The sequence below is a fragment of the Luteolibacter arcticus genome (genome assembly GCF_025950235.1).
Lineage (GTDB): Bacteria > Verrucomicrobiota > Verrucomicrobiia > Verrucomicrobiales > Akkermansiaceae > Haloferula > Haloferula arctica.
Genome location: NZ_JAPDDT010000002.1, coordinates 227,368 through 246,624 on the forward strand (window position 1 = coordinate 227,368; position 19,257 = coordinate 246,624).

At 63.0% G+C, this 19,257-nt stretch carries 16 protein-coding genes; 7 read left to right on the forward strand and 9 right to left on the reverse strand.

Going from position 1 to position 19,257, the window contains the following annotated elements; translation table 11 throughout:
- Positions 1–41 precede the first annotated feature (41 nt).
- Positions 42–938 carry a shikimate dehydrogenase gene (aroE, locus tag OKA05_RS05750; RefSeq protein WP_264486157.1) on the forward strand — a complete coding sequence of 299 codons (897 nt, stop codon included), beginning with the start codon at positions 42–44 and terminating at the stop codon, positions 936–938.
- 4 nt (positions 939–942) lie between these two features.
- Here the strand turns inward: aroE and OKA05_RS05755 are convergent, their stop codons facing one another.
- From OKA05_RS05755 to OKA05_RS05765, 3 genes are all read right to left on the reverse strand, one after another.
- Positions 943–2,025, reverse strand: a complete 1,083-nt coding sequence (locus tag OKA05_RS05755) for a hypothetical protein (protein WP_264486158.1) — start codon at positions 2,023–2,025, stop codon at positions 943–945.
- A gap of 9 nt (positions 2,026–2,034) precedes the next feature.
- Positions 2,035–3,144 carry a hypothetical protein gene (locus tag OKA05_RS05760; RefSeq protein ID WP_264486159.1) on the reverse strand — a complete coding sequence of 370 codons (1,110 nt, stop codon included), beginning with the start codon at positions 3,142–3,144 and terminating at the stop codon, positions 2,035–2,037.
- A gap of 74 nt (positions 3,145–3,218) precedes the next feature.
- On the reverse strand, positions 3,219–5,246 hold the full coding sequence (locus OKA05_RS05765; protein ID WP_264486160.1) for a hypothetical protein: 2,028 nt from the start codon (positions 5,244–5,246) through the stop codon (positions 3,219–3,221).
- 164 nt (positions 5,247–5,410) lie between these two features.
- On the opposite strand from OKA05_RS05765, the gene OKA05_RS05770 reads away from it, so the two are divergent.
- On the forward strand, positions 5,411–6,238 hold the full coding sequence (locus OKA05_RS05770) for an LOG family protein (RefSeq protein WP_264486161.1): 828 nt from the start codon (positions 5,411–5,413) through the stop codon (positions 6,236–6,238).
- Positions 6,239–6,243: 5 nt separating this feature from the next.
- Here OKA05_RS05770 and OKA05_RS05775 read toward each other — a convergent pair whose 3' ends face one another.
- Positions 6,244–6,867 (reverse strand): GNAT family N-acetyltransferase, encoded by a 624-nt coding sequence (locus OKA05_RS05775; protein WP_264486162.1) that lies wholly within the window; start codon positions 6,865–6,867, stop codon positions 6,244–6,246.
- 89 nt (positions 6,868–6,956) lie between these two features.
- Here OKA05_RS05775 and OKA05_RS05780 point away from each other — a divergent pair, with 89 nt between their 5' ends.
- Positions 6,957–7,691: a copper homeostasis protein CutC gene (locus tag OKA05_RS05780; RefSeq protein ID WP_264486163.1), complete on the forward strand. Its 735-nt coding sequence runs from the start codon at positions 6,957–6,959 to the stop codon at positions 7,689–7,691.
- A gap of 5 nt (positions 7,692–7,696) precedes the next feature.
- On the opposite strand, the gene OKA05_RS05785 is transcribed toward OKA05_RS05780, so the two are convergent.
- From OKA05_RS05785 to OKA05_RS05800, 4 genes are all read right to left on the reverse strand, one after another.
- Positions 7,697–8,983: a WD40 repeat domain-containing protein gene (locus tag OKA05_RS05785; protein WP_264486164.1), complete on the reverse strand. Its 1,287-nt coding sequence runs from the start codon at positions 8,981–8,983 to the stop codon at positions 7,697–7,699.
- 20 nt (positions 8,984–9,003) lie between these two features.
- Positions 9,004–10,074, reverse strand: coding sequence for a hypothetical protein (locus OKA05_RS05790; RefSeq protein ID WP_264486165.1), 1,071 nt, complete (start codon positions 10,072–10,074; stop codon positions 9,004–9,006).
- Positions 10,071–11,654: a LamG-like jellyroll fold domain-containing protein gene (locus tag OKA05_RS05795; RefSeq protein ID WP_264486166.1), complete on the reverse strand. Its 1,584-nt coding sequence runs from the start codon at positions 11,652–11,654 to the stop codon at positions 10,071–10,073. The genes OKA05_RS05790 and OKA05_RS05795 overlap by 4 nt, the downstream gene beginning before the upstream one ends.
- A gap of 217 nt (positions 11,655–11,871) precedes the next feature.
- Complete coding sequence (locus OKA05_RS05800; protein WP_264486167.1) at positions 11,872–12,606, reverse strand: helix-turn-helix domain-containing protein; 735 nt, start codon at positions 12,604–12,606, stop codon at positions 11,872–11,874.
- A 140-nt stretch (positions 12,607–12,746) separates the two neighbouring features.
- Between OKA05_RS05800 and OKA05_RS05805 the strand changes: the two genes are divergently transcribed.
- Together OKA05_RS05805 and OKA05_RS05810 are read left to right on the forward strand one after the other, a co-directional pair.
- Positions 12,747–13,985, forward strand: coding sequence for a putative DNA modification/repair radical SAM protein (locus OKA05_RS05805; RefSeq protein WP_264486168.1), 1,239 nt, complete (start codon positions 12,747–12,749; stop codon positions 13,983–13,985).
- Positions 13,972–15,411, forward strand: coding sequence for a UdgX family uracil-DNA binding protein (locus OKA05_RS05810; RefSeq protein WP_264486169.1), 1,440 nt, complete (start codon positions 13,972–13,974; stop codon positions 15,409–15,411). Before OKA05_RS05805 ends, OKA05_RS05810 begins: the two co-directional genes overlap by 14 nt.
- 22 nt (positions 15,412–15,433) lie before the next feature.
- Here the strand turns inward: OKA05_RS05810 and OKA05_RS05815 are convergent, their stop codons facing one another.
- Positions 15,434–15,982 carry a hypothetical protein gene (locus OKA05_RS05815; protein WP_264486170.1) on the reverse strand — a complete coding sequence of 183 codons (549 nt, stop codon included), beginning with the start codon at positions 15,980–15,982 and terminating at the stop codon, positions 15,434–15,436.
- Positions 15,983–16,367: 385 nt separating this feature from the next.
- On the opposite strand from OKA05_RS05815, the gene OKA05_RS05820 reads away from it, so the two are divergent.
- Positions 16,368–17,033, forward strand: coding sequence for an SMI1/KNR4 family protein (locus OKA05_RS05820; RefSeq protein ID WP_264486171.1), 666 nt, complete (start codon positions 16,368–16,370; stop codon positions 17,031–17,033).
- A gap of 562 nt (positions 17,034–17,595) precedes the next feature.
- A complete protein-coding gene (locus OKA05_RS05825; RefSeq protein WP_264486172.1) occupies positions 17,596–19,182 on the forward strand; it encodes a DUF4331 domain-containing protein in 1,587 nt (528 codons plus the stop codon).
- Positions 19,183–19,257: the final 75 nt, after the last annotated feature.

The window sequence follows — 19,257 nt, forward strand, 5'->3', positions numbered from 1 at the left end:
GACGCGCGCCCGCCATGGTGGGCGCGCTTTTTTTTTGCTGCATGAGCCTCTACTTCCCCGACGACCTGATCTCCCGCGAGCGGCTGGATGCCGGGCATGACAAGCCGGCCCGGCTGGCGGTGATCGGCCATCCGGTCGCCCACTCGCTCTCGCCGCGCATGCACCAGCCGGCGCTCGACGAGGCGGGCATCGCCGCCCGCTATATCAAGGTGGAAGTCGAGCCCGGGCGGGTGGCGGAGGTGTTTGCGCGGATGCGGGCACTCGGGTTCATCGGCTGCAATGTCACCGTGCCGCACAAGTTCGAGGCATTGGCCGCTTGCGACGAGGTCGATGCCGGAGCCGCGGAGATGGGTGTGGTCAACACGGTGCGGTTCGAAGGCGGGGTGACCCGTGGTTTTAACACCGACGGCTACGGCTTCGAGGAAGCGGTTCGGGAAACGCTCGGCGTGGCTTTGCCAGGCGCGGCGGTGATGATTGCCGGGGCGGGCGGCGGGGCAGGCGGGGCGATCGCTGTTCACTGTGCGCGCCAAGGAGTCCGCCGGCTGGTGCTGGCGAACCGCAGCGTGGACAAGATCGAGGAGCTGGCTGGCCGTATCCGTTCGCATCACGGCGGCGTGGGAATTCTCACCGCGGGCTTGGACGATCCCCGTCTGAAAACCTGGGCGAGGGAATCGGACCTGATCGTCAATTCCTCGTCGCTGGGTTTGAAGGAAGGCGATCCGTCGCCGCTACCGGCCGATTGTTTCACTTCGCGGCAGGCGGCTTACGACACGATCTACCGGCCGGGCACCGCCTTTCAGCAGGCAGCCGAGGCCGCCGGTGCGCGGGTTGGCACCGGCCGGGAGATGCTGCTCCATCAAGGCGTGAAGGCATTCCAGATTTGGTTTCCCGGCAGCACTCCGGTGGCGGCGATGCGGCGCGGCCTGGCTGCGGGTTGAGAACCTACTTCGCCGGCGGAAGCTCCATCCAGTGGGTGGCCCTCAATTCGGCGATCTGGAATACCCGCTCGTCCTCGCCTTCGCGGGTGACCCGGACGTGCAGACGGATCATTTCATCCGGGTCATATTTCACCACCTTGCTGGCGAACGGCCCGAGCCCCTTGGCACGGGTGGCGAAGGCGTCTTCGATGGCGCGGCCCATCTCGGAGGCGCGCAATACGCGGATTTCCGGCGAGGCGGAAACGGCTTCACCGGGGCTACCGGGACGCGGGGCGTAGAGTACCAGACCGATGAATTCGTGATCGCGACCGTTGGCGCCGATGCGCTCGCGGGCAAGCAACCGGAACCCGCCCTCGCCCTTGCCCTTGCCAGAAAGGAACAGGACCCAAGGCTCGCTGCCAGCCCGGGTGAATGCGTGCCAGTCGATCTTCCACTCGCCCGCTTCTTCAAAGAAGACGCCCTCCATCTGTTTGCCATCTTCCTGCTTCCACATCGTCTCGATTGCCGGGCCGGCCGGTGTGTGGATGACCTGATGGAAGAGCGGTGAAATGGGGGCCTCGGTCGCGAAGATCGGACTGAACTGTAGCGCGCGCGCCATTTCCGGTAGGATCTTGTCCGCTCTCAGCACGTGGGGGGATTGCCCGCCGATATTGGTCGCTGAAAGAAACTGGTTCATCCGGTCCGCGCAGCCTTGGAGTTCATCCTGGATCAGGCGCTGGTCCTCCATGGCCTGACCGCCGATGGACTGCGCCTCCACCAGCGAGGTGGCCTCGCTGGCGTCCGGCGACATTCTCCTTAGCCAAACCGCCAGGGTGCCGAGCAGGACCACCCAGACCACCACGAAGATCGCCAGTGCGCGTGCCTTGCCTTTACCGCGACGGTGGCGCTTGGGCCGGCCCGGCTGCTCCTTCGGCTTGCGGACCTTGCGGCGGATGCGGACTTGGGCTGGCGCTCCCGTCGTCTCGTGGCCGGTTACCGGATCAGCGCCGCATTCCGGGCAGAGGCCGCGCTGATCCGCATCCGCTGCTGCACGGAATAGCGTGCCGCAGCGGGCGCAATGGAACCAGGCACCAGGAATGTCGCTCACGGCTTCTGGTTACGGGCTGACCCAGCCTTTGTGAAGCATCTCCGTGATTTCAAACAGGTGCACACCTTCACGTAGCGGGCCGGAAATCCTCAGCGTCGCGGGAATTGCGTTGGTCTTCTCAAGCAGCACGGAGCTTTCGTTGAACTCCGCCTCAAGCAAACCCGCCGTGCGCGAGGAACGCCGGACAAAGGCCCACACGAACTCCTCGCGCGCCCCATCGAGCAACTGATAGGACCGGAAGTCCGACTCCGGGAACTCCGGCGTGTAAAAGCCGCCCGGTTGGACCACCACGCGAACCTTGGCACCCTTCACCACCGCTTTCGAATTCCGCAGTTCCGGGAGCTGGGCCTCGCCGATGCCAAGGCTGGCCTCCCAATCGATCTTCAGCTGGCTGCCCTCGCGGACAAAGACCAACTCGAAGCGGGTAAAGTCCGCCTTGGTGCCGGTCAGAATGAGCGCCGGGCGGGCTTCGCTGTCCGAGATCAGGGTTTCGACGGGTAGATCCTTTGCCAGACTACCCATCGGTTGCCAGAGCGCGGTCAGGCGCTCCCTGACGCGTGACGCATCCCTTACCAGCGGCAGCACTTGCTCCGCTGACGTTGCCGCCGAGTATTGTTCCAAAAGGACTTCAGCCTCGCGGGTCAGCGCGCCCGTGTGCTCGAGGAAGTACGCTTTCTCTTTGCCGAAGGATTCTTCGGGCACAAAGGTGATGGCGGATTCCGGGGTTTGGGATTGCTTGGCCCTTGCCACCATGACTCCCGTGACGGCGGCGACCGCGAGCGTACAAGTTCCCGCCGCCATCCACACGGTCCAGGTGGTAAGGCTCCGCTTTGTTCTTTTGCGCCGCGGCACGTAGGGCGCTGCCGGCCCCAGCTCGCTCATTGGGCGAGCGCGCAGGGGTTCTGGCGCTTCCTCCACTTCCAGTCGATGCACCGGGCCGGTCGCTCGGCGGTCGGGCCCGGCATTCGTTTGACCGGGCCCGATCTGTAGGCCGATCTCCAGACGATTGCCGTTTTCAGGCACGGGAGCTTGCCGGCTCTCGCCGATCACTCGGACCTCGAATCCCGCGCGCAGTCCGTCACTTTCGTCCTGCGCTTCGTTTTTCTTATGCGGCAGCATGCGCTGGGCGGGAAGGTGTCACGCACCTCTGTTTCCGCAAGCTTTTGGCGGTTAAGTGGGCTTTTCGCAATGATTCATGGCTTTTGATAGACCGTGCGCCCCGTTGAAAGTTTGTAGAATTGCCCCGATTTCAATCCCGCGTCGCTGTCCGCGGCAGCGTGACCGGAGTAAACCGGGAGCTCCGCCTTGAGCCGCGCAAAGTCGGCAGACCCGTCTTTTGCAATGCCCGCTGCCCGCGTTCCTGCGGAACCGGCACTGGCGTCCTTGAACACCGCAAAGACATCACCGGTGTGCGCGCTGGTCGACGATACTGCCAGCGAGGGCGTGCCGGTGCGATCTCCCGCGAAGAACTCGGCACCGGCGCTCGCCCCCCGCCAGGCTTGCGGCAAGCCGTCTGCCCAGCCGGAGTTCGAGTTGTTCCAGAGCAACCTGCCCCCGTTGCCGATGATGGCGAAGCAGCGGTTGGAATTGCCGCTGTGGAGGCCGATCGTCTCCGTGTCGTCGAGTTTGGATACCGCGAACATCGGCCGGTAGTTCACGCCGCTGTTCACGCTCGACCAAAGGTCCAGCATCATTTGTGGCCCGGCTGCGCCGACGATTCCAAGGGCATTGCGCCGGAAGCGGGTGCCGTATTCAAAATCCGCCCGGTTCACCATCCCGCCGTTGGCCGCGGACGGCTTGAGGGCGGCCGACAGGGCGTCCATGATGATCTGGTTTTGATAGTTGTTCCCCAGCGCCGTGAGGTGCACGTCACCGTCGGCGACCAGGCGCAGCTCGATCATCGTGTCGATGTCGGGGAACATGCTGCGCGCATTGATGAACAATTGTCCTTTCGCCAGCGCGAAGTCCCTCAGGGCGAGATCTTCGGTGACCAACTCGTTTCCAGCGGCATTCGGCGGGTAATAGGCGGCATTCATCGGGTGGCGTGACACCATCACCCAGTCCATTGGCCAGGCCTGTTGGATCCTGCCGTAGTATTCGCTGAACTCGTCCGGCTTCCATAGGTCCAAGGCCTTGTAGGTGCAGAAGTCGGGCTGGATATTGCGCAAGATGGTGTCCCAAACCCCCTGCGGCGTCTCGCCTCCCCTGAACACTTCGATGCCGCCCTGCGCGAGATCGTGAACGGCACAGCCACCCCGGTTGACGGCCGCATTATCGCGGATGTCCGAAAGCACGAAGCCCAGCACACGGACGGTGCCGGATACCCATTTTGCACGCACTCGCCGCCGTTCGGTCGAAGAGAAGTCGTAGCTGAAGACACCGGCTCCAACGCCTTCCGCCGATGCGGTTGTAATCGATGGCGGACCGTTCACCTGCTGCCAGGCCCCGCCGTTCGTGCTGGTCTCCAAGGCAAAGGATCCTCCATCCGCCGCGGTGGAATAGAACACCTTGATCCGATAGGCTTCGATCTCCGGCGGAAACTGTGCGGATTGGCCGTTGCCATCGAGCTTCCAAACCGTGCCGGTGGGAGCCAGATCGAATCGCTCGAACTCCGCCGTGGCGCCACCTTCCATCACCGCCACCGGGCCAAATCCAAGCTCGCGCACCGGTGCCACCTGGGAATCGAGCACCCCGCGCAAGTCTGCCACGTAGGAGTCGCCGAGCAGCAGGCAGCTCAAGCGAAATGCCTTCGCACCTCCGTTAAGACGGTTGGCGAGGATGCGGCCTTGGGTCCGGGGCAGCACCGGCGGTGAAACGATGTCTTGCGGGTTGGTGGCGGTGCCTCCTCCCGTCACCGTTGGCCCCCATTGGCCGTTTATGGAGGCGAGGCCATAGGGTCCGTAGGGGCCATAGGGTGCAGCGCTTTCCGCGGAAGCATCATCCCGTAGCCGGAAGTAGGCGCGTTCCAATCCACGGTTCGAGAGCACCGCCGACATCCGGCCGCCGGTTCCCCGGAACGCGTAGCCCTCCCGGTCCCAGTGAAAAAGATCGGCCGATATTTCGAATTGATACACCTTGGTATCGGTGGAGGCGAAGGCGACCTGCACGGCCGACCTCTTGACTTCGCGGATCTCGAGATTCGGCCCGACTGCCACATTCTGGGCGGTAAGCGGCCCGATTAGGGCGAGCCATGCAATCATCAGGAATGCGTCGAACTTCATGGGATAGGGATCGGTGGTGATCTGAAAAGCGGACGGAATCGCGCCGCGGATGTCGCCTGCAAGCGTCCGCGGGACGATGGTGAACGCAAGGCTTCGTTGCGAGTCCGGAAGTGCTGGGGATTCCCCGTGGCATCGCCTTGAATGTCGTGTTAGAGAATCCCCTCATGAGCCCGCCCGACTGCCCCGACCTTCCACAACCGACCGCGGAGCACGCGATCAGCCCGGAAGCGATTCGCGAAGAAGAGCGCTTCGAGTTGGAAATCCCCGAACGAGGCTTTCTCGCCGGGCCGCGCTCTCGCTTGCACGATCTGGGCACCATCTTCCGCGTCGGCTTGGATTTCGTGCGGGCATTCCGCACCCTGCATTTCGTGGGACCGGCGGTCACCATCTTCGGGTCCGCCCGCACCCAGCCGGCCACGACCTATTACGAAATGGCCCGCCAGATGGGCGCGGCGATCGCCGAGCTCGGCTTCACCGTCATGACCGGTGGTGGCCCTGGCATCATGGAGGCGGGAAACCGCGGCGCGCACGAGGCTGGCGGCCGCTCCATCGGCGTGAATATCGAGCTACCCTTCGAGCAGCATCTCAATCCCTATGTCGATCGCTCGGTGACCATGCGCTACTTCTTCACGCGCAAGACCATCCTGATCAAATACTCGTACGCCTTTGTTGTCCTTCCTGGCGGGGCGGGGACGCTTGACGAGATGTTCGAGACCATGACGCTGATCCAGACCGGCAAGATCCGCAATTTCCCGATCATCCTGATGGGGAAGGACTACTGGCAGCCGCTGATGGACTTCGTCTATCACATGGCCGAGGCCGGCACCATCAGCCCGGGCGATCCCGAGCTGATCTTCCTGACCGACGATGTCACGGACGCGATCGCCCACCTTCAGCGCCACGCCGTTCGTCAATTCGGACTGCGCCGCCAAAAGCTGCCGAAACCGAGCGCGCTCTTTGGCGAAAAGGGCGTCGTGAAATCCCCCGGCTGACCAGCCTACAACATCACCGGCGAAAGCTCGGCCAACCGCCCGGCCAAGTCCGCTCCGGCGGGTGTCGCCGGGATCGCATTCAGGTCGCCGAGCGTCCAGCGAAAGACCGCATTGTAGCCGTCCCACTCGCCCGCGGCGCCGGTGTCGCGCATCCACCGCAGCGCCCGCGAATTCTCCGGCATCGTGTAGCCGGTGAGCGTCTCGATGCCGCAACGGAATGCGACCAGCCATAGGATGGAAAGCAGCAGCGTCGCCACACCGCGGCCTTGATCGGCATCCATGACGGTGACCGAGAACTCCGCTTCCAGCGGATCATTTTCGGACCGCCAGAAACTTGCCGCGCCCAGTCCAGGAAAGCCCTCCCGGGTCGGATCGAAGACCGTCCAGATCGCGTGCTCGGGCAACCGGCCGGAGAGCAGGCGGTCCAGCATCGCATCCCCGATGATTTCTCCCTGCCGCACCCAGAACCGCTGGTAGCGCGCTTCCGGTGAGAGGAGCCGGTAGCCGTCCGCCACATAGTCCCGGTCGGCCGGCGTCAACGGCCGCGCCACCACGGGGGTGCCGTCGTGCAGGTGAACGTCGAGCCGCTCGGGAATCATCGCTGCTATCCAAGCGCATCTTCGTCTCATGTGCCACTCGTGAGTTTGGGAGATTCGGGATGGTAGATAGTAGATGGGAGGTGGTAGATGCCCGCGCCGCTGGCGCTTCCCCGATTCCCATGACCCTTGAAATCTGCGTCGATTCCCTCGACTCCATCCTCGCCTGCGCCGAAGCGGGTGCCGACCGCATCGAGCTCTGTGCCTCGCTCACGGAAGGCGGCCTCACGCCCAGCGGTGGCATGGTCGTCCAGGCGCGGACTCTCTTTCCCGGCGAGATCGCGATGATGATCCGCCCGCGCGGTGGCGACTTCCTCTATCAGCCGGAGGAAATCGCAGCCATGTGCGCCGATATCGAACTCGCCCGCGACCTCGGGGCTGATGCCGTCGTCTTCGGCTGCCTCTCTCCGGATGGCTCTCTTGACCTTGCTGCCATTGAAACGTTGCTCGATGCCTGCGACGGCTTTCCCGCCGTGTTTCATCGCGCCTTCGATGTCTGCGCCGATCTTCCCGCTGCCTTGGAAGCGCTCGCCGAACTCGGCTTCGAGCGTATCCTAACAAGTGGCGGCGCGCCCTCCGTCATGGAGGCGCTCGATCCCATTGCTGCTCTCGTGCAACAAGCCGGGGATCGTCTCGAAATCCTTCCCGGCGGAGGGATCAAGCCGGAGTATGTCGCGGAGATCATCCGCCACACCGGCGTGAACCAGGTCCACTTGTCCGCCCGTTCCGTTCAGAACAGCCCGATGACATTCCGCCGTCCCGAGATACCGATGGGTGCGACGACGGTGCCGGCCGAATACGAACGCCGCGTCGCCGATGCCGCGCTGATTGCCGCGGCCCGTTTGGGCCACGGCTGACCGTCTCACGGTGCCTGCTTGAAAACGCCGCGGCGGGCAAATTTCAGGTCGCCGTTCATGGAGTCCGAGTAAGCGATGGCAGGCTGCCCATCGTGGCCGAAGACGATCGAGCTGGAAGACCCGACGATGTAGGAGCCCCCGGTTCCATCGCCATCCACCATGCTGATGGTCCACGTGCTGCCATCGAAGCGGGCGAATTTCAGATCTGCCGGTCCGGTGTAAAAGTAGGAGGCCGCCGGCTGTCCATTCGGTCCAAAGGCGAATGCGGCGTTGCCCGTGACAGGATCACCGCCGCCGTCGAAGGATGTGCCCGGCCATGTCTGGCCATTGAACCGGAAAACCCAGACCGTGCCGTTCGCAATATGACGGCAGCAGATCGCGGGCCGTCCGTCCGGTCCGAAGGCGAGCGAGCTGAACCCTCCGGTCAAGGATGAGGTGGAAGTCACCGGCTCCAGCAGCCAGGAGCTGCCGTTGAACCGGGCATACTTCAACTGGGCACCGGTCTGGTTGTAGTAGGAGATTGCCGGCTGCTGGTCGGGACCGAAGGCCAGCGAGGCATGCCAACCCACCGTTCCCGCATCCTCATCCGGAGAGGAGAAGACCCAAGAGCTTCCATTGTAGCGGGCGAATCGGAGGTTGGTATTCGTCGAGTCGAAGTAAGCGATCGCAGGCTGGCCGTCCGGTCCGAAGGCGAGGGAGCAATAGGTGCCCACATTGGCGATGGGATCGGGCACCGCACCCGTGCTCCAGGCGCTGCCATTGAATCGCGCGAACTTCAGGTCGGCATTGGTCAAGTCGTAGTAGGCGATTGCGGGGTGGCCATCCGGTCCGAATTTCAGCGATGACTTGTTACCGACGTCGCCTGCGTTGACGTCCACGGTCACCGTGGCCCAGGCGCTGCCATTGAAGCGGGTGAACTTGAGATTGGTATTCGTGGAGTCGTAGTAGGAGATCGCCGGATGACCGTCAGGGCCGAACGCGAGCGATGAGGCTCCACCCACGTTGCCGGTGCTGTCCACCGTCTGGATGTTCCACGCCATCTCGACGTTCGATGCGGCGAGTAGATTGATGAGGCCTTGATGGTCTTCCTTCAGCCGGGTGAGATCCGTGCGTGCCGCGGTGAGGTCGGCCTGCGTTTGCGCCGCCTGGGTCTCGAGCGTGCCGATCTTGTCCCAAAGCTGCTGGAGCGTCTTCATGCTCGCGGCGGGCGCTCCCGCCGGCGGCGTCAGCGGGCCTTGGGCGAAGACCGGCGGCAACAGCAACGAGGCGATGGCGAGGAAGGGAGCTTTCATCAGGAGGCTGCTGTTAGATCTCATGGCACACAGTTCTGTTTCACGGTGGCCGTGATGGCTTGTCCGGCGGGTGCCGTGCAGCCGGTCGCCACGACGGCTTCGATGGCGGTCCCGCCTCCGGAGCTGCGTTCGCCGCGGCTGTTGCTCACCGTGCCATTGGAGGCCCAGATCGCCCGCGATCCACTGGCAGTGATGCCGGTGCAATTCGTAATCGTGGAGCCGACGATGGCATTGCCCGAGGTCACGGTGCTCTTGCTGTTAGAAATCACGTCCGCGAAGATTCCCGCGCCGCTGCCCGTATTGGTGACCACGCAATCGGTCACGCTGTCGGCGGTGATTCCCGTGCCACCGGAGGTGCCGGCACCCTTTGCGTGGCAGTGGCTGACCTGTCCGCCACGGATACCCGTCGGCGCACCCGGCCCGCCTCCGAGCGACTCGGAGGTGCAGCCGCTCACCCTGTCGCCCTCGATCCCGGTGGCTTCGCAGACGAAGGCGCTGCTATCGACGACACTCGCCGCACGGATCCCGTGGGAGCTGCAGAGGCTCACCGTGCAGTCCTTCACCACGCTGCCGACGATCACTTTCACGTCGATCCCGTACTTCGCCCCGGAGACGCTCACTCCTTCGATGATCACACCAGTGGTGCCATTGGATCCTACGATTCCCTCGAAATTTCCCGCGCTGAAAACTCCGGATGTCCGCGTCACACCTCCCAGGATTTGGCCGTTCTTGATTTGCACGTTGCGCGCGGTGGAACTCATCACGATCCCGTCGCCATCGGCATTGCTGCGCGCGTCGATGGTGAACCCGTTCAAGTCGAGCGTGATCCCGGCTCCATTGATGCTAAACGCAGTGCCCGAAGCCGACGTGATATTGCCGGTGAGATAGTAGGACCCCGGGGCGTTGAGTGTCGCGGGTGCGGAAAGCGGGATGCGCTTCTCCACCGGTTGGCCGTTCACCTTGTCCCAGATCTCTTGCAAGGTCTTCATCCCTGCCGTGGGGACACCGGGCGGAGGGGTGATCGGTCCTTGGGCTCCGGCGAGAAGCGGAAGCAGGAAAATCGAGGCGATGGCAAAGTGGAGGCGGGTCATGGCTGAAGGGGTTTCGCGACTTGGACGCGGAAGAAATTCCGGGGTGAAGGCTGGACAGAGATTCCTTGTGAAGTGGTGGAGCCGGATGAGCCGGGGAAGAGGGACGTCTCGCTGTACCAAGGTGTTACCCCTACATCAGGGGACGTCTGGTAGCGGTAGAGTCGCCGCGGTGAACTGGTGAAGGTCGCATCCCAGCTATTGTATCCTTCGCCGGGGAAGAACCCGAGTTGCTGGCTGACGATTCGCAAGCGGCTGTTAGAGTCGTTGGGATTCGAGTCGGCAAGATGCTCGTCCTTGTCGGACACACTGTCCTTGTCCGCATCCGTCGTGGCGCTGGCGGCAGTGAGACTGCCGAATTTCTCGCGCTCCCAGGCATCCGTGATGCCATCGCCATCGGTATCCGGCGCATGGAGGGTGGCGGTCTTGAGACTGGAGAGATCGATCCAGCCGACATTGGCCCCATAGGCGAGGCCGGCAAGCTGGCCGGTCAGGAGATCGAAACGTGGCCGGTTGGCGTCGGTCGTCGGCCGCGGGGAACCGGTGGCATCGAGTCCAAAATTGATCCACCCGAGATTCGCGCCCCACGCGAGGCCGGAGAGGTTTCCCATGCCATCGTGATTCACGCCGCTATCGTTGCCGTCCGCGTTCGAGTAGCGGATGCCATTCACCGGCGTCCCATCGCCGAAATGGATCCATCCACAGTTCGCGGCGTGAGCGTAGCCGGAGCTGGCGTATTCACCGATCACGACGCCATTGACGGGAGCCGCCGCGTGGATCCAGCCGATGTTCGCTCCATGGATGTAGGGCGAAGCCGCGGCAACGGTGGTGGGCACCGGCAGGGTGATCCCCTGCGGCGTGGGCCCGCCGAGCGACGCAATGTCCGCGGCGCTGAGTTCCTCCGCCCAGAAGCCGAGCGTGCTGAGCTTGGCGGGCTTCAGTTCGGAGCCTCCCACGGTATTGTCCGAGAAGAGCAGGAAGGAGGATTGCAGGGAGAATGCGCCGTCGAAGGAACTGGTGCGCGGGGTGCCGTTCGGCACGCCATTGAGGTAGCACTTCATCGTCGTCCCCCCACCGTTGCCATCGTTCCCGCAGGTGATGGCGAGCCGGTACCATGTGTTCACCGCGATAGCGCCGGATGAACTCAGCCCCGAGTTCAAGCTGCCGGTCAGGTTATTCGTCGAGAAGACATAGATCGAGACGTCGGTGTCATTGAGCGGATTGAAGTGGATCAGCCCGGCGTAAGTTTGCAGCGCATCCAGCTTCACATCCATGACGATGCTCCACTGATTCGTCCGGGTCGCACCCGGGCCGCCATTCGGTCCGGCGGCATTCGTGACGATCAAGCGCTTGGCCGGAGTGGAAAAGGGCTGGGTCTGCAGGAACTGGTAGCCGGAGCCATCGGTGCCAAAGCTGTAGTCTACCCCCGCGGTTAGAGTGGAGGCATCGAGTACGACATGGGATGGCAAGGTACCGGCGAAGCCCGAGTCCAATTGCCAAACTCCCTGGGGAGTGAAGATCCCGGCTTCGGCGGTGCAGGCGGCGAGTGCCACGCAGGCAGGTAACAAGCGGGTGGGGTGCATGGGTGATAGCGGGAGACTGCGGCAGGGATGCCGCGCCCTCCGCCGGGTGAGAGGGCGGAGGGCGCGGGTCAGGCGATGAAGCCAGACATTCCGCCGTGGCATTCCCGGAGGTTCACTGGGAGGGGAAAAGACGAACCAACGCGATGGCCATGGATGAACCATCACAGTCTCCTAAAAATCAGCTCTCGTGAAAATACGCAGGACAGCGTACGCGGCGTCACTCGCCGCGAGTCGCCCTTACCGCCGCAGTCCGGGTCTCCGCGCCGGTCTTCCGCAGGATGTTTTCCACGTGCTTGTCGATCGTCCGGGACGAGCAGCCGAGTATGATGGCGATCTCCGAATTCCGCTTACCTTCGCGGAGCCAGCCGAAGACCTCGACCTCGCGCGTCGTGAGCGATTCGCCCGTACCTCCCTGGCGCAGGCGGTCGGTCAAACAGGCCTGCCGGTGCGCCAGCCGGATGTGGCGGCTCGCCAGCTCGAGCATCGTTTTCGAGCGACCGTCGATCGCGCGGTCCCGGTTGATCGTGAGGGAATTGATCCACCCTTCGCGTGACAAAAGGACGTTGACCTGATGCTTGATGCCGTGGGGGCGGAAGATGTCCTGATAGAAGTCGGTCTTGTGAAACTGACGGCGCGGCATCAGGTCGGAAATGTCCACCACCGGTCCCGTCCCGCCTCCCTGGATGTAGCTGTAGACCGGATTCTCGCGATAGAGTTCAGCGATGCGGGCCGCCATGCGCATCTGATCGGCGGCGTCCAGTGGAACATTGTGGTCGATGGAATACTGGCTGTCGGATTCGCGGATCTGGTCGAAGGCGATGGTCGCCCCTGGCAAGAGCTCGGCGGTCAGCGCCACGATTCGCTCGCCGAACGCGCCCACCGGCATCGGCTCTTGCAGGCCGGCGACGAAGTCGAGCAAGCGCCGGTAATCGGAATGCCGCAATCGTTCCATGGGGGACGCCAGTCTAACGGCAAGCGGGCAGCAAGCAAGCGACTGCGAAAGTCGTGCATTCTGCCGTTCTAACTGCTGCCTCCCTTCTTAACTTTTCCTTCGCGATTCCACCCGCTTGGAATACTGTCCGCACGAACAGTATGGATCTCGACCAGAAGCTTTCCATCTTGGCGGACGCCGCGAAATACGACGCGTCTTGCGCAAGCTCCGGTGCAAACAAGCGCGACTCCAGCAATGGGAAGGGCTTGGGCTCCGCAGGTGGCGCAGGGATTTGCCACAGCTACGCTCCGGACGGCCGCTGCATCTCGCTGCTGAAGATCCTGCTTACCAACCGCTGCCTCTACGATTGCCACTACTGCATCAATCGTAGATCGAGCAACGTTCGACGCGCGGCCTTCACGCCGGAGGAGGCGGTGAAGCTGACGCTCGACTTCTACAAACGGAACTACATCGAGGGCCTCTTCCTGAGTTCCGGCATCATCCGCAGTGCCGATTATACAATGGAGCAGGTTGTGAGCGTCGCCCGGACGCTGCGGGAAGAGCACGATTTCCGCGGCTACATTCATCTCAAGACCATCCCCGAGGCCTCGCCAGAACTCATCGAGCAGGCTGCCCGCTATGCCGACCGCATCAGCATCAATCTCGAGCTGCCCACCCAACAGAGCCTCGACCGCCTTGCTCCGGAAAAGAACCTCGGCCGCACCAAACAGGCGATGGGCCGGATCCGCGTGAAGCTGGACGATGCGGCGGACCGCAAGCGCGGTGGCGATCGCAAGCTGCGCCATGCCACCGGGCAAAGCACCCAGGTGATCGTCGGCGCGGATGCCTCCACCGATGCCGATTTCCTCGCGCGGTCCGACGAGCTTTACAGGGCCTACCGGCTGCGGAGGGTCTATTACTCCGCGTTCAGCCCGATCCCCGAGCCATCGTCCATCTTGCCGCCATCGGCGCCGCCGCTCATGCGGGAGCACCGGCTGTATCAGGCGGATTGGCTGATGAGATACTATGGATTCAGTACTTCGGAGATCCTCACACCGGATCAGCCGAATCTGGATTTGACGCTCGACCCGAAGCTCGCTTGGGCATTTCGGAACCGGCACGAATTCCCGCTCGATCTCCAGACGGCACCCCGCGACCAGCTCCTGCGCGTGCCGGGCCTTGGCGTGAAGAACGTGGACCGCATCCTGTCGATCCGTCGGCTCACGATTTTGCGCCTAACAGACCTGGCGCGGCTGCGGATCTCGCTGCCCAAGGTGAGGCCTTTCATCATCGTCGCGGACCATCATCCGGCGCGGGAGGGACTTGATACCGATCGCCTGCTGGCGCGGTTGGCACCGCGACCGGTCCAACTCGATCTCTTCGGCGATGGACTGCGTTGATCCCGGCGATTCCTTTGTGTCGTGGCGGGCCGCGGCGCGCGGGCTTCTGGCGCGGGACATTTCTCCGGCGGAGGTGATCTGGGAAGCTCCGGCGGGCAGCTTGTTCGAGTCCGCACCTGTGGTTTCAATGGTGTCCGATTCCATTTCGGTGCCGCCCGCTTTCGTGGATCTGGCCCGGAATGCTGCCTGCCATGCCGATCCACGTCGCTGGGCGCTGCTCTACCGCATTCTCTGGCGAATTGTGAAAGGGGGCGAGCGGAGGCTGATGGAAATCGCCAGCGATGCGGATGTGGCGATGGTGCGACTCTTTGCCAAGAACGTCCGCCGTGAGATCCACAAGATGCATGCCTTCGTGCGCTTCCGGAAGGTCGGGGAAACGGAGGATGGCCGCGAGCGCTTCGTCGCATGGTTCGAGCCCGACCACTTCATCGTGGAAGCGGCCTCGCCGTTTTTCTGCAAGCGCTTCGCGAACATGGACTGGTCCATCTTCACTCCGAAGGGCTGCACGCACTGGATCGGTGGCGAGTTCAAGCTGGCACCCGGTGTGACGCGGAATCCGTGCGATGATCCGGACGCCCTCGAAGGCATCTGGAGGACCTATTACCGCAGCATCTTCAATCCCTCGCGGCTCAAGCTGAAGGCGATGCAGTCGGAGATGCCGAGGCGCTACTGGAAGAACTTGCCGGAAGCCGACTTGATCGACGAACTGTCACGACACAGCGCATGCCGGAGCCGCGCGATGATCGACGGTCCGCTCCGCGACGTGAAGAGGGCGCCCGCGAATGCCTACCTCGATCGGCTGCGTGAGCAATCGATGCCAGTGGAGGTGCCGGAGAATCCTCCATCGTTCGCCGAATTCGGAGAGCTCAATCGCATGATCCACGCGTGCCGCCATTGTCCGCTTTGGGAGCACGCCACGGCGGCGGTGCCAGGCGAGGGGCCGGAGACTGCGCGCATCATGATCGTGGGCGAGCAGCCTGGTGATCGCGAGGATCTGGAAGGCCGTCCCTTTGCCGGGCCGGCGGGGAAGCTGCTCGACCGTGCCTTGGAAGAAGCCGGCCTCGACCGGTCCGGGATCTACGTCACGAATGCCGTGAAGCACTTCAAGTGGACGCCGCGCGGCAAGCTGCGCCTTCACCAGAAGCCGGACGCCGGGGAGATCGATGCCTGCAAGCCGTGGCTGCTGGCAGAGCTATCCCACATCGCACCAAGCGTCGTGATTCTGTTAGGCGCTACCGCCGCGCGCTCGCTGTTAGGTCCGGGCGTGCAGGTGACCAAGCAGCGGGGACTCGTGGCCGCGCCGCAACTTGCCGAGCGAGTGATCCTGACGGTTCACCCTTCGTATCTGCTGCGGGTGGACGAGCTGAGGAAGGAAGTGGAATACCGGCAGTTCGTCGCGGACCTGAAGCTCGCGCAGGACGATTGATGCGACATGGCGCGCAAACCCGTCAAAGAATCCCCAACTCGCGCGCTCCGACACTTTCGGTCCCGAATTTGTCCTTCAGCTCTTCCCTCCGCAGGGCATTCTCTTCTTCCAGGCGGGCCAAGTGCTCTTCGCCACGACGCTGCCGGCGACCTTCCAGTCGGCGTAGCCCGGTCGTCACAGCCGCGACCCCGGCGAACACGACGGACCATGCGACCACTCGCGAGAGCAAGCCTTCCGGCAGTCCCTTGGAGCAACACAGGGTTAGCAGGATCGCCTGAATCGCGGCCAACTGACCCCAGTGCTTCGCTTCCACCGACTCGGACCGCACGAAAATCATCCCCGCCCAAAACATCAGCACGCCCTGCGGCAAGATCGCGCCGACCCACATGAGAAAGCCGGGTACCGAGGCGACCTCACGGAAGCCGAAGGCTCCATCTCCTGTCTTGGTGCCGGCCCACAAGCCCGCCGCGCCAATCAATACTCCCGTCACGACCGCCAGCACGAAAAGCCCGGCCTTTCCCAGCACCCAGCCAAAGGCGTCCGCGAAGATATCAATGATGCCGCTTTTCATGATCCGGTATCCTGCAGGAATCGCGCCGCGAAAGCAAGGACGCCGGAGGGGTTGATTGGTGACTGCCACCCGGGACCGCTCAACCGGATGACCTGGTTCAGTGCGAAACCGTCCAGCGCCAACGAAGCGCCGTGACAAGGTCGAGCCGATGCTTTAATGCGGGAACCGACCCCAATAAAATCAAGCCGGAGCATGTTGCGGAAGCCATCCGCCGTACCGGCGCGAACCAAGTCCATCTCTCCGTCCGCAGCGTTCACGAAAGCCTCATGACCTTCCGACCTTCCGGAGTCCCGACAACCCGATGGGGGCGCTCACCGTGCCCAGCGAATACGAGCGCCGCATCGCCGATGTCGCGCTCATCGCGGCGGCTCGCACCTTGCTATGAATGAATGCCCTGCTCTCCAAGCTGACGGAAAGAGTCGCGACACCGCGTCGCTACACGAAGGATGATGGCTGGTGGTTGGTGGCCATGAAGGAGCAATATGCGGAGATGAAGTCCGCTGGCGGGCGCGATTTCGCCGGGGCCAAGCCGGCGAAGGGTCCGCAGCGCGGCACGATCGAATACAGCGATCTTTGCATCCGCGGTGGCGGAGCTCAGGAGGAGTTGGCGGAGGAGCTGGGGTTTCCTTTGCCGGACGACTACCGTTTCTTCTGCTCCATCTTCCGCGAATACCTCATCGCTGGAAGATCCATCATTCGCCTTTGGGATGCGGAAGACATCAGGGACGACATCGAGGGCTGGGATGTGCCGCGGAACGAGCCGGTGACGCTCTTCTACTTCGCCCGCCTGCCACAGGAGACTGCGCGCTTTGCCCTCCGGCGAAAGCCTGACGGAGAGGTGGATGTGGTCTTCTCGTGGGACTACGGCGACCTTGGTGAACCGGTCATTTCCTCGGACCAGGAAGACAAGTTCCGCTGCGATGTTTCCTTCTCCACTTGGCTGGAGCGGATGATCGGGACGGATGGCTTTCCGCTGTTCCCCGGCGGATCGGTTCCGACGTCCGAGGGATGGGGGGAGAGGGACCACCTGAAGCCTCCCACGGCGACGTAGCGGATTCTGCTAGAGGATGCCTAGCTCGCGCGCTCCCACGCTTTCGGTGCCGAACTTCGCCTTCAGTTCCGCTTTCCGCAGGACATTTATTTCCTCAAGCCGGGCCAATGCCAATGAGGTCAGTCCGCGCATCGAAACAAATCCCGTTGCCGCTTGAGTTCTGGGCGGGATTTGTCGGAGGATGGGTCGCCCTTTGCGTAGCGTTGTCTCACTTGATGGCCCGTGGAGGGATTGATTTCCCGAGAAAGCAAGGACGCGGGAGGGATGGTTGATTAGGGCCTCAGCTTTAAGAAAGACGCGGGAAGCCGGAATGGAGGGATTCGAGCTCGGCTTCACCGGCTCAAGATCGGTGCCCGGAGACGGCCCGAATAGGGGCATGCCGATTTTGGATCGCTACCCTGTCGACGGTCTGCAGTCCCGCGGTGATCGTGACTTCCTAAAACCATAATGGTTTAGCAAATCGATTATTCAAGCCACCTAACTAATAATCATATATTACGGGATTATTACTTTTCTTGAAGCATTCGCTTCACCCCCGACAAACCCCAATCAACTGAAAATCATGAAATCACAACCGACCGAGCCGAGCCGATTAGAGAAGGCGGCCGCTATTTTGACCCCGATCAAATCCACGGCAGGCCTCGCCCTCGCCACTTTCCTGTTGTCCGGCCCCATCCAGACGGCGACCGCTTCCAGCCACAGCGACGCCCCGCTGATCAAGCAAGATCCGCAGGCGAATCTCACCGACCTATACGCTTTCGTGCGTGCCCGTCCGACCGGCGAGCGGGTGTTGGTTGTCCAAGTCAGCGTCCGCCCCTTCTCGGAACCCGGCGACGGTGCAATGTACGAAGCCTTTTCATCGGACGCGCGCTACAGCATTCACATCACCAATCCGGTGACAGGCGTGGAGGCGCTGCGCTATGACTTCCAGTTCTCGCCCGTGGATTCGAATACCGGCGACTACAAGAACTTCGACACGATCCTTCGCTACGGCCGCGGTGCAAATATCGCTGGCAACCCGGACGCGGGCGCGATTCAGACGATCGGCGACGCACACCAGAATTTCGTCCAGACCTACACGGTCACGATGACCGATACCCGACCGAAGAAGGACATCGTCACGCGTCTCGACAGGGGCTTCAGACTGATCGTGGCACCACCGAACACCGGCCCGAACATCACCCCGAGATACAACGATGCGAATGGCTTCGCCGTTTCCGGAGCGATCAACCGGGCCGCGCTGGACCCCTACACCAATCAGGCAACGTATGATCTGTCCGGCGGCACCACCGTCTTTTGCGGACCGCGTGAAGACGGCTTCTACGCCGACACGCCGGCAATCTTCGATCTGCTCGACGGGCGGATCCTCGACAACAACGGCACGCCGGGCTTCGGCCAGGACGGCAATGGCGTGGATGGATTCAAGGGCTTCAATACCCTGCACTACGCGATCGTCATTCCGCTGACCCAACTGCCCAGTTATGAATACACCGGCGCCCTGCAACCGGCGAGCACGGGTGTGGGCGTCTATGCCTCGGTCAGCCGTCCGGAGATGACGCTCCGCCGCACCACCTTCAACAACCGCGACAGCGGTGACTGGATCCAGGTCAACCGCCTCGGCAATCCCTTGTTCAACGAGGTGCTCGTCGCGATCGGTGACAAGGACCGCTACAACCGCACCCAGCCGAACGAAGACAAGAAGTTCTTCCAGAAGTATGCGGAGAAGCCGGAACTCGCGGTACTGGTCAATGCCCTCTACGGCACGAGCTTCCAGACCATGAACCGTGCGGACCTTGTGGGCATCTTCATTCCGGACGTGGTGCGGGTGAATACCACCACCAATGCGATCCGCACCGCGGGTGATCCCGGCTTCAATCGCCTGAGCTTCATCGGCGGCGACACGGTCCCCACGAACCTCGGAGCGGGCCCGGCGATTCCGTCCGGATGGCCGAATGGCCGGCGCTTCGGCGACGACGTGGTGGATATCGCCCTCACGGCCTTGGCCAATGGTCCTGCCTTCGCGGCCCCTCTGACCGTGGTGGGAGATAACGTGGACACCAACGACCAGCTTTACAACCGCACCTTCCCTTACGCCGCGACCCCCCACTCGGGCCTGCGGAACCAGAAGGACTCCGGCGAAAACAACTGAGCGGAGCGAATCGGTTCGAATGACCTGACAACATCATGCGGATGCCGGCACCAACCTCACGGGAGGTGCCGGCAT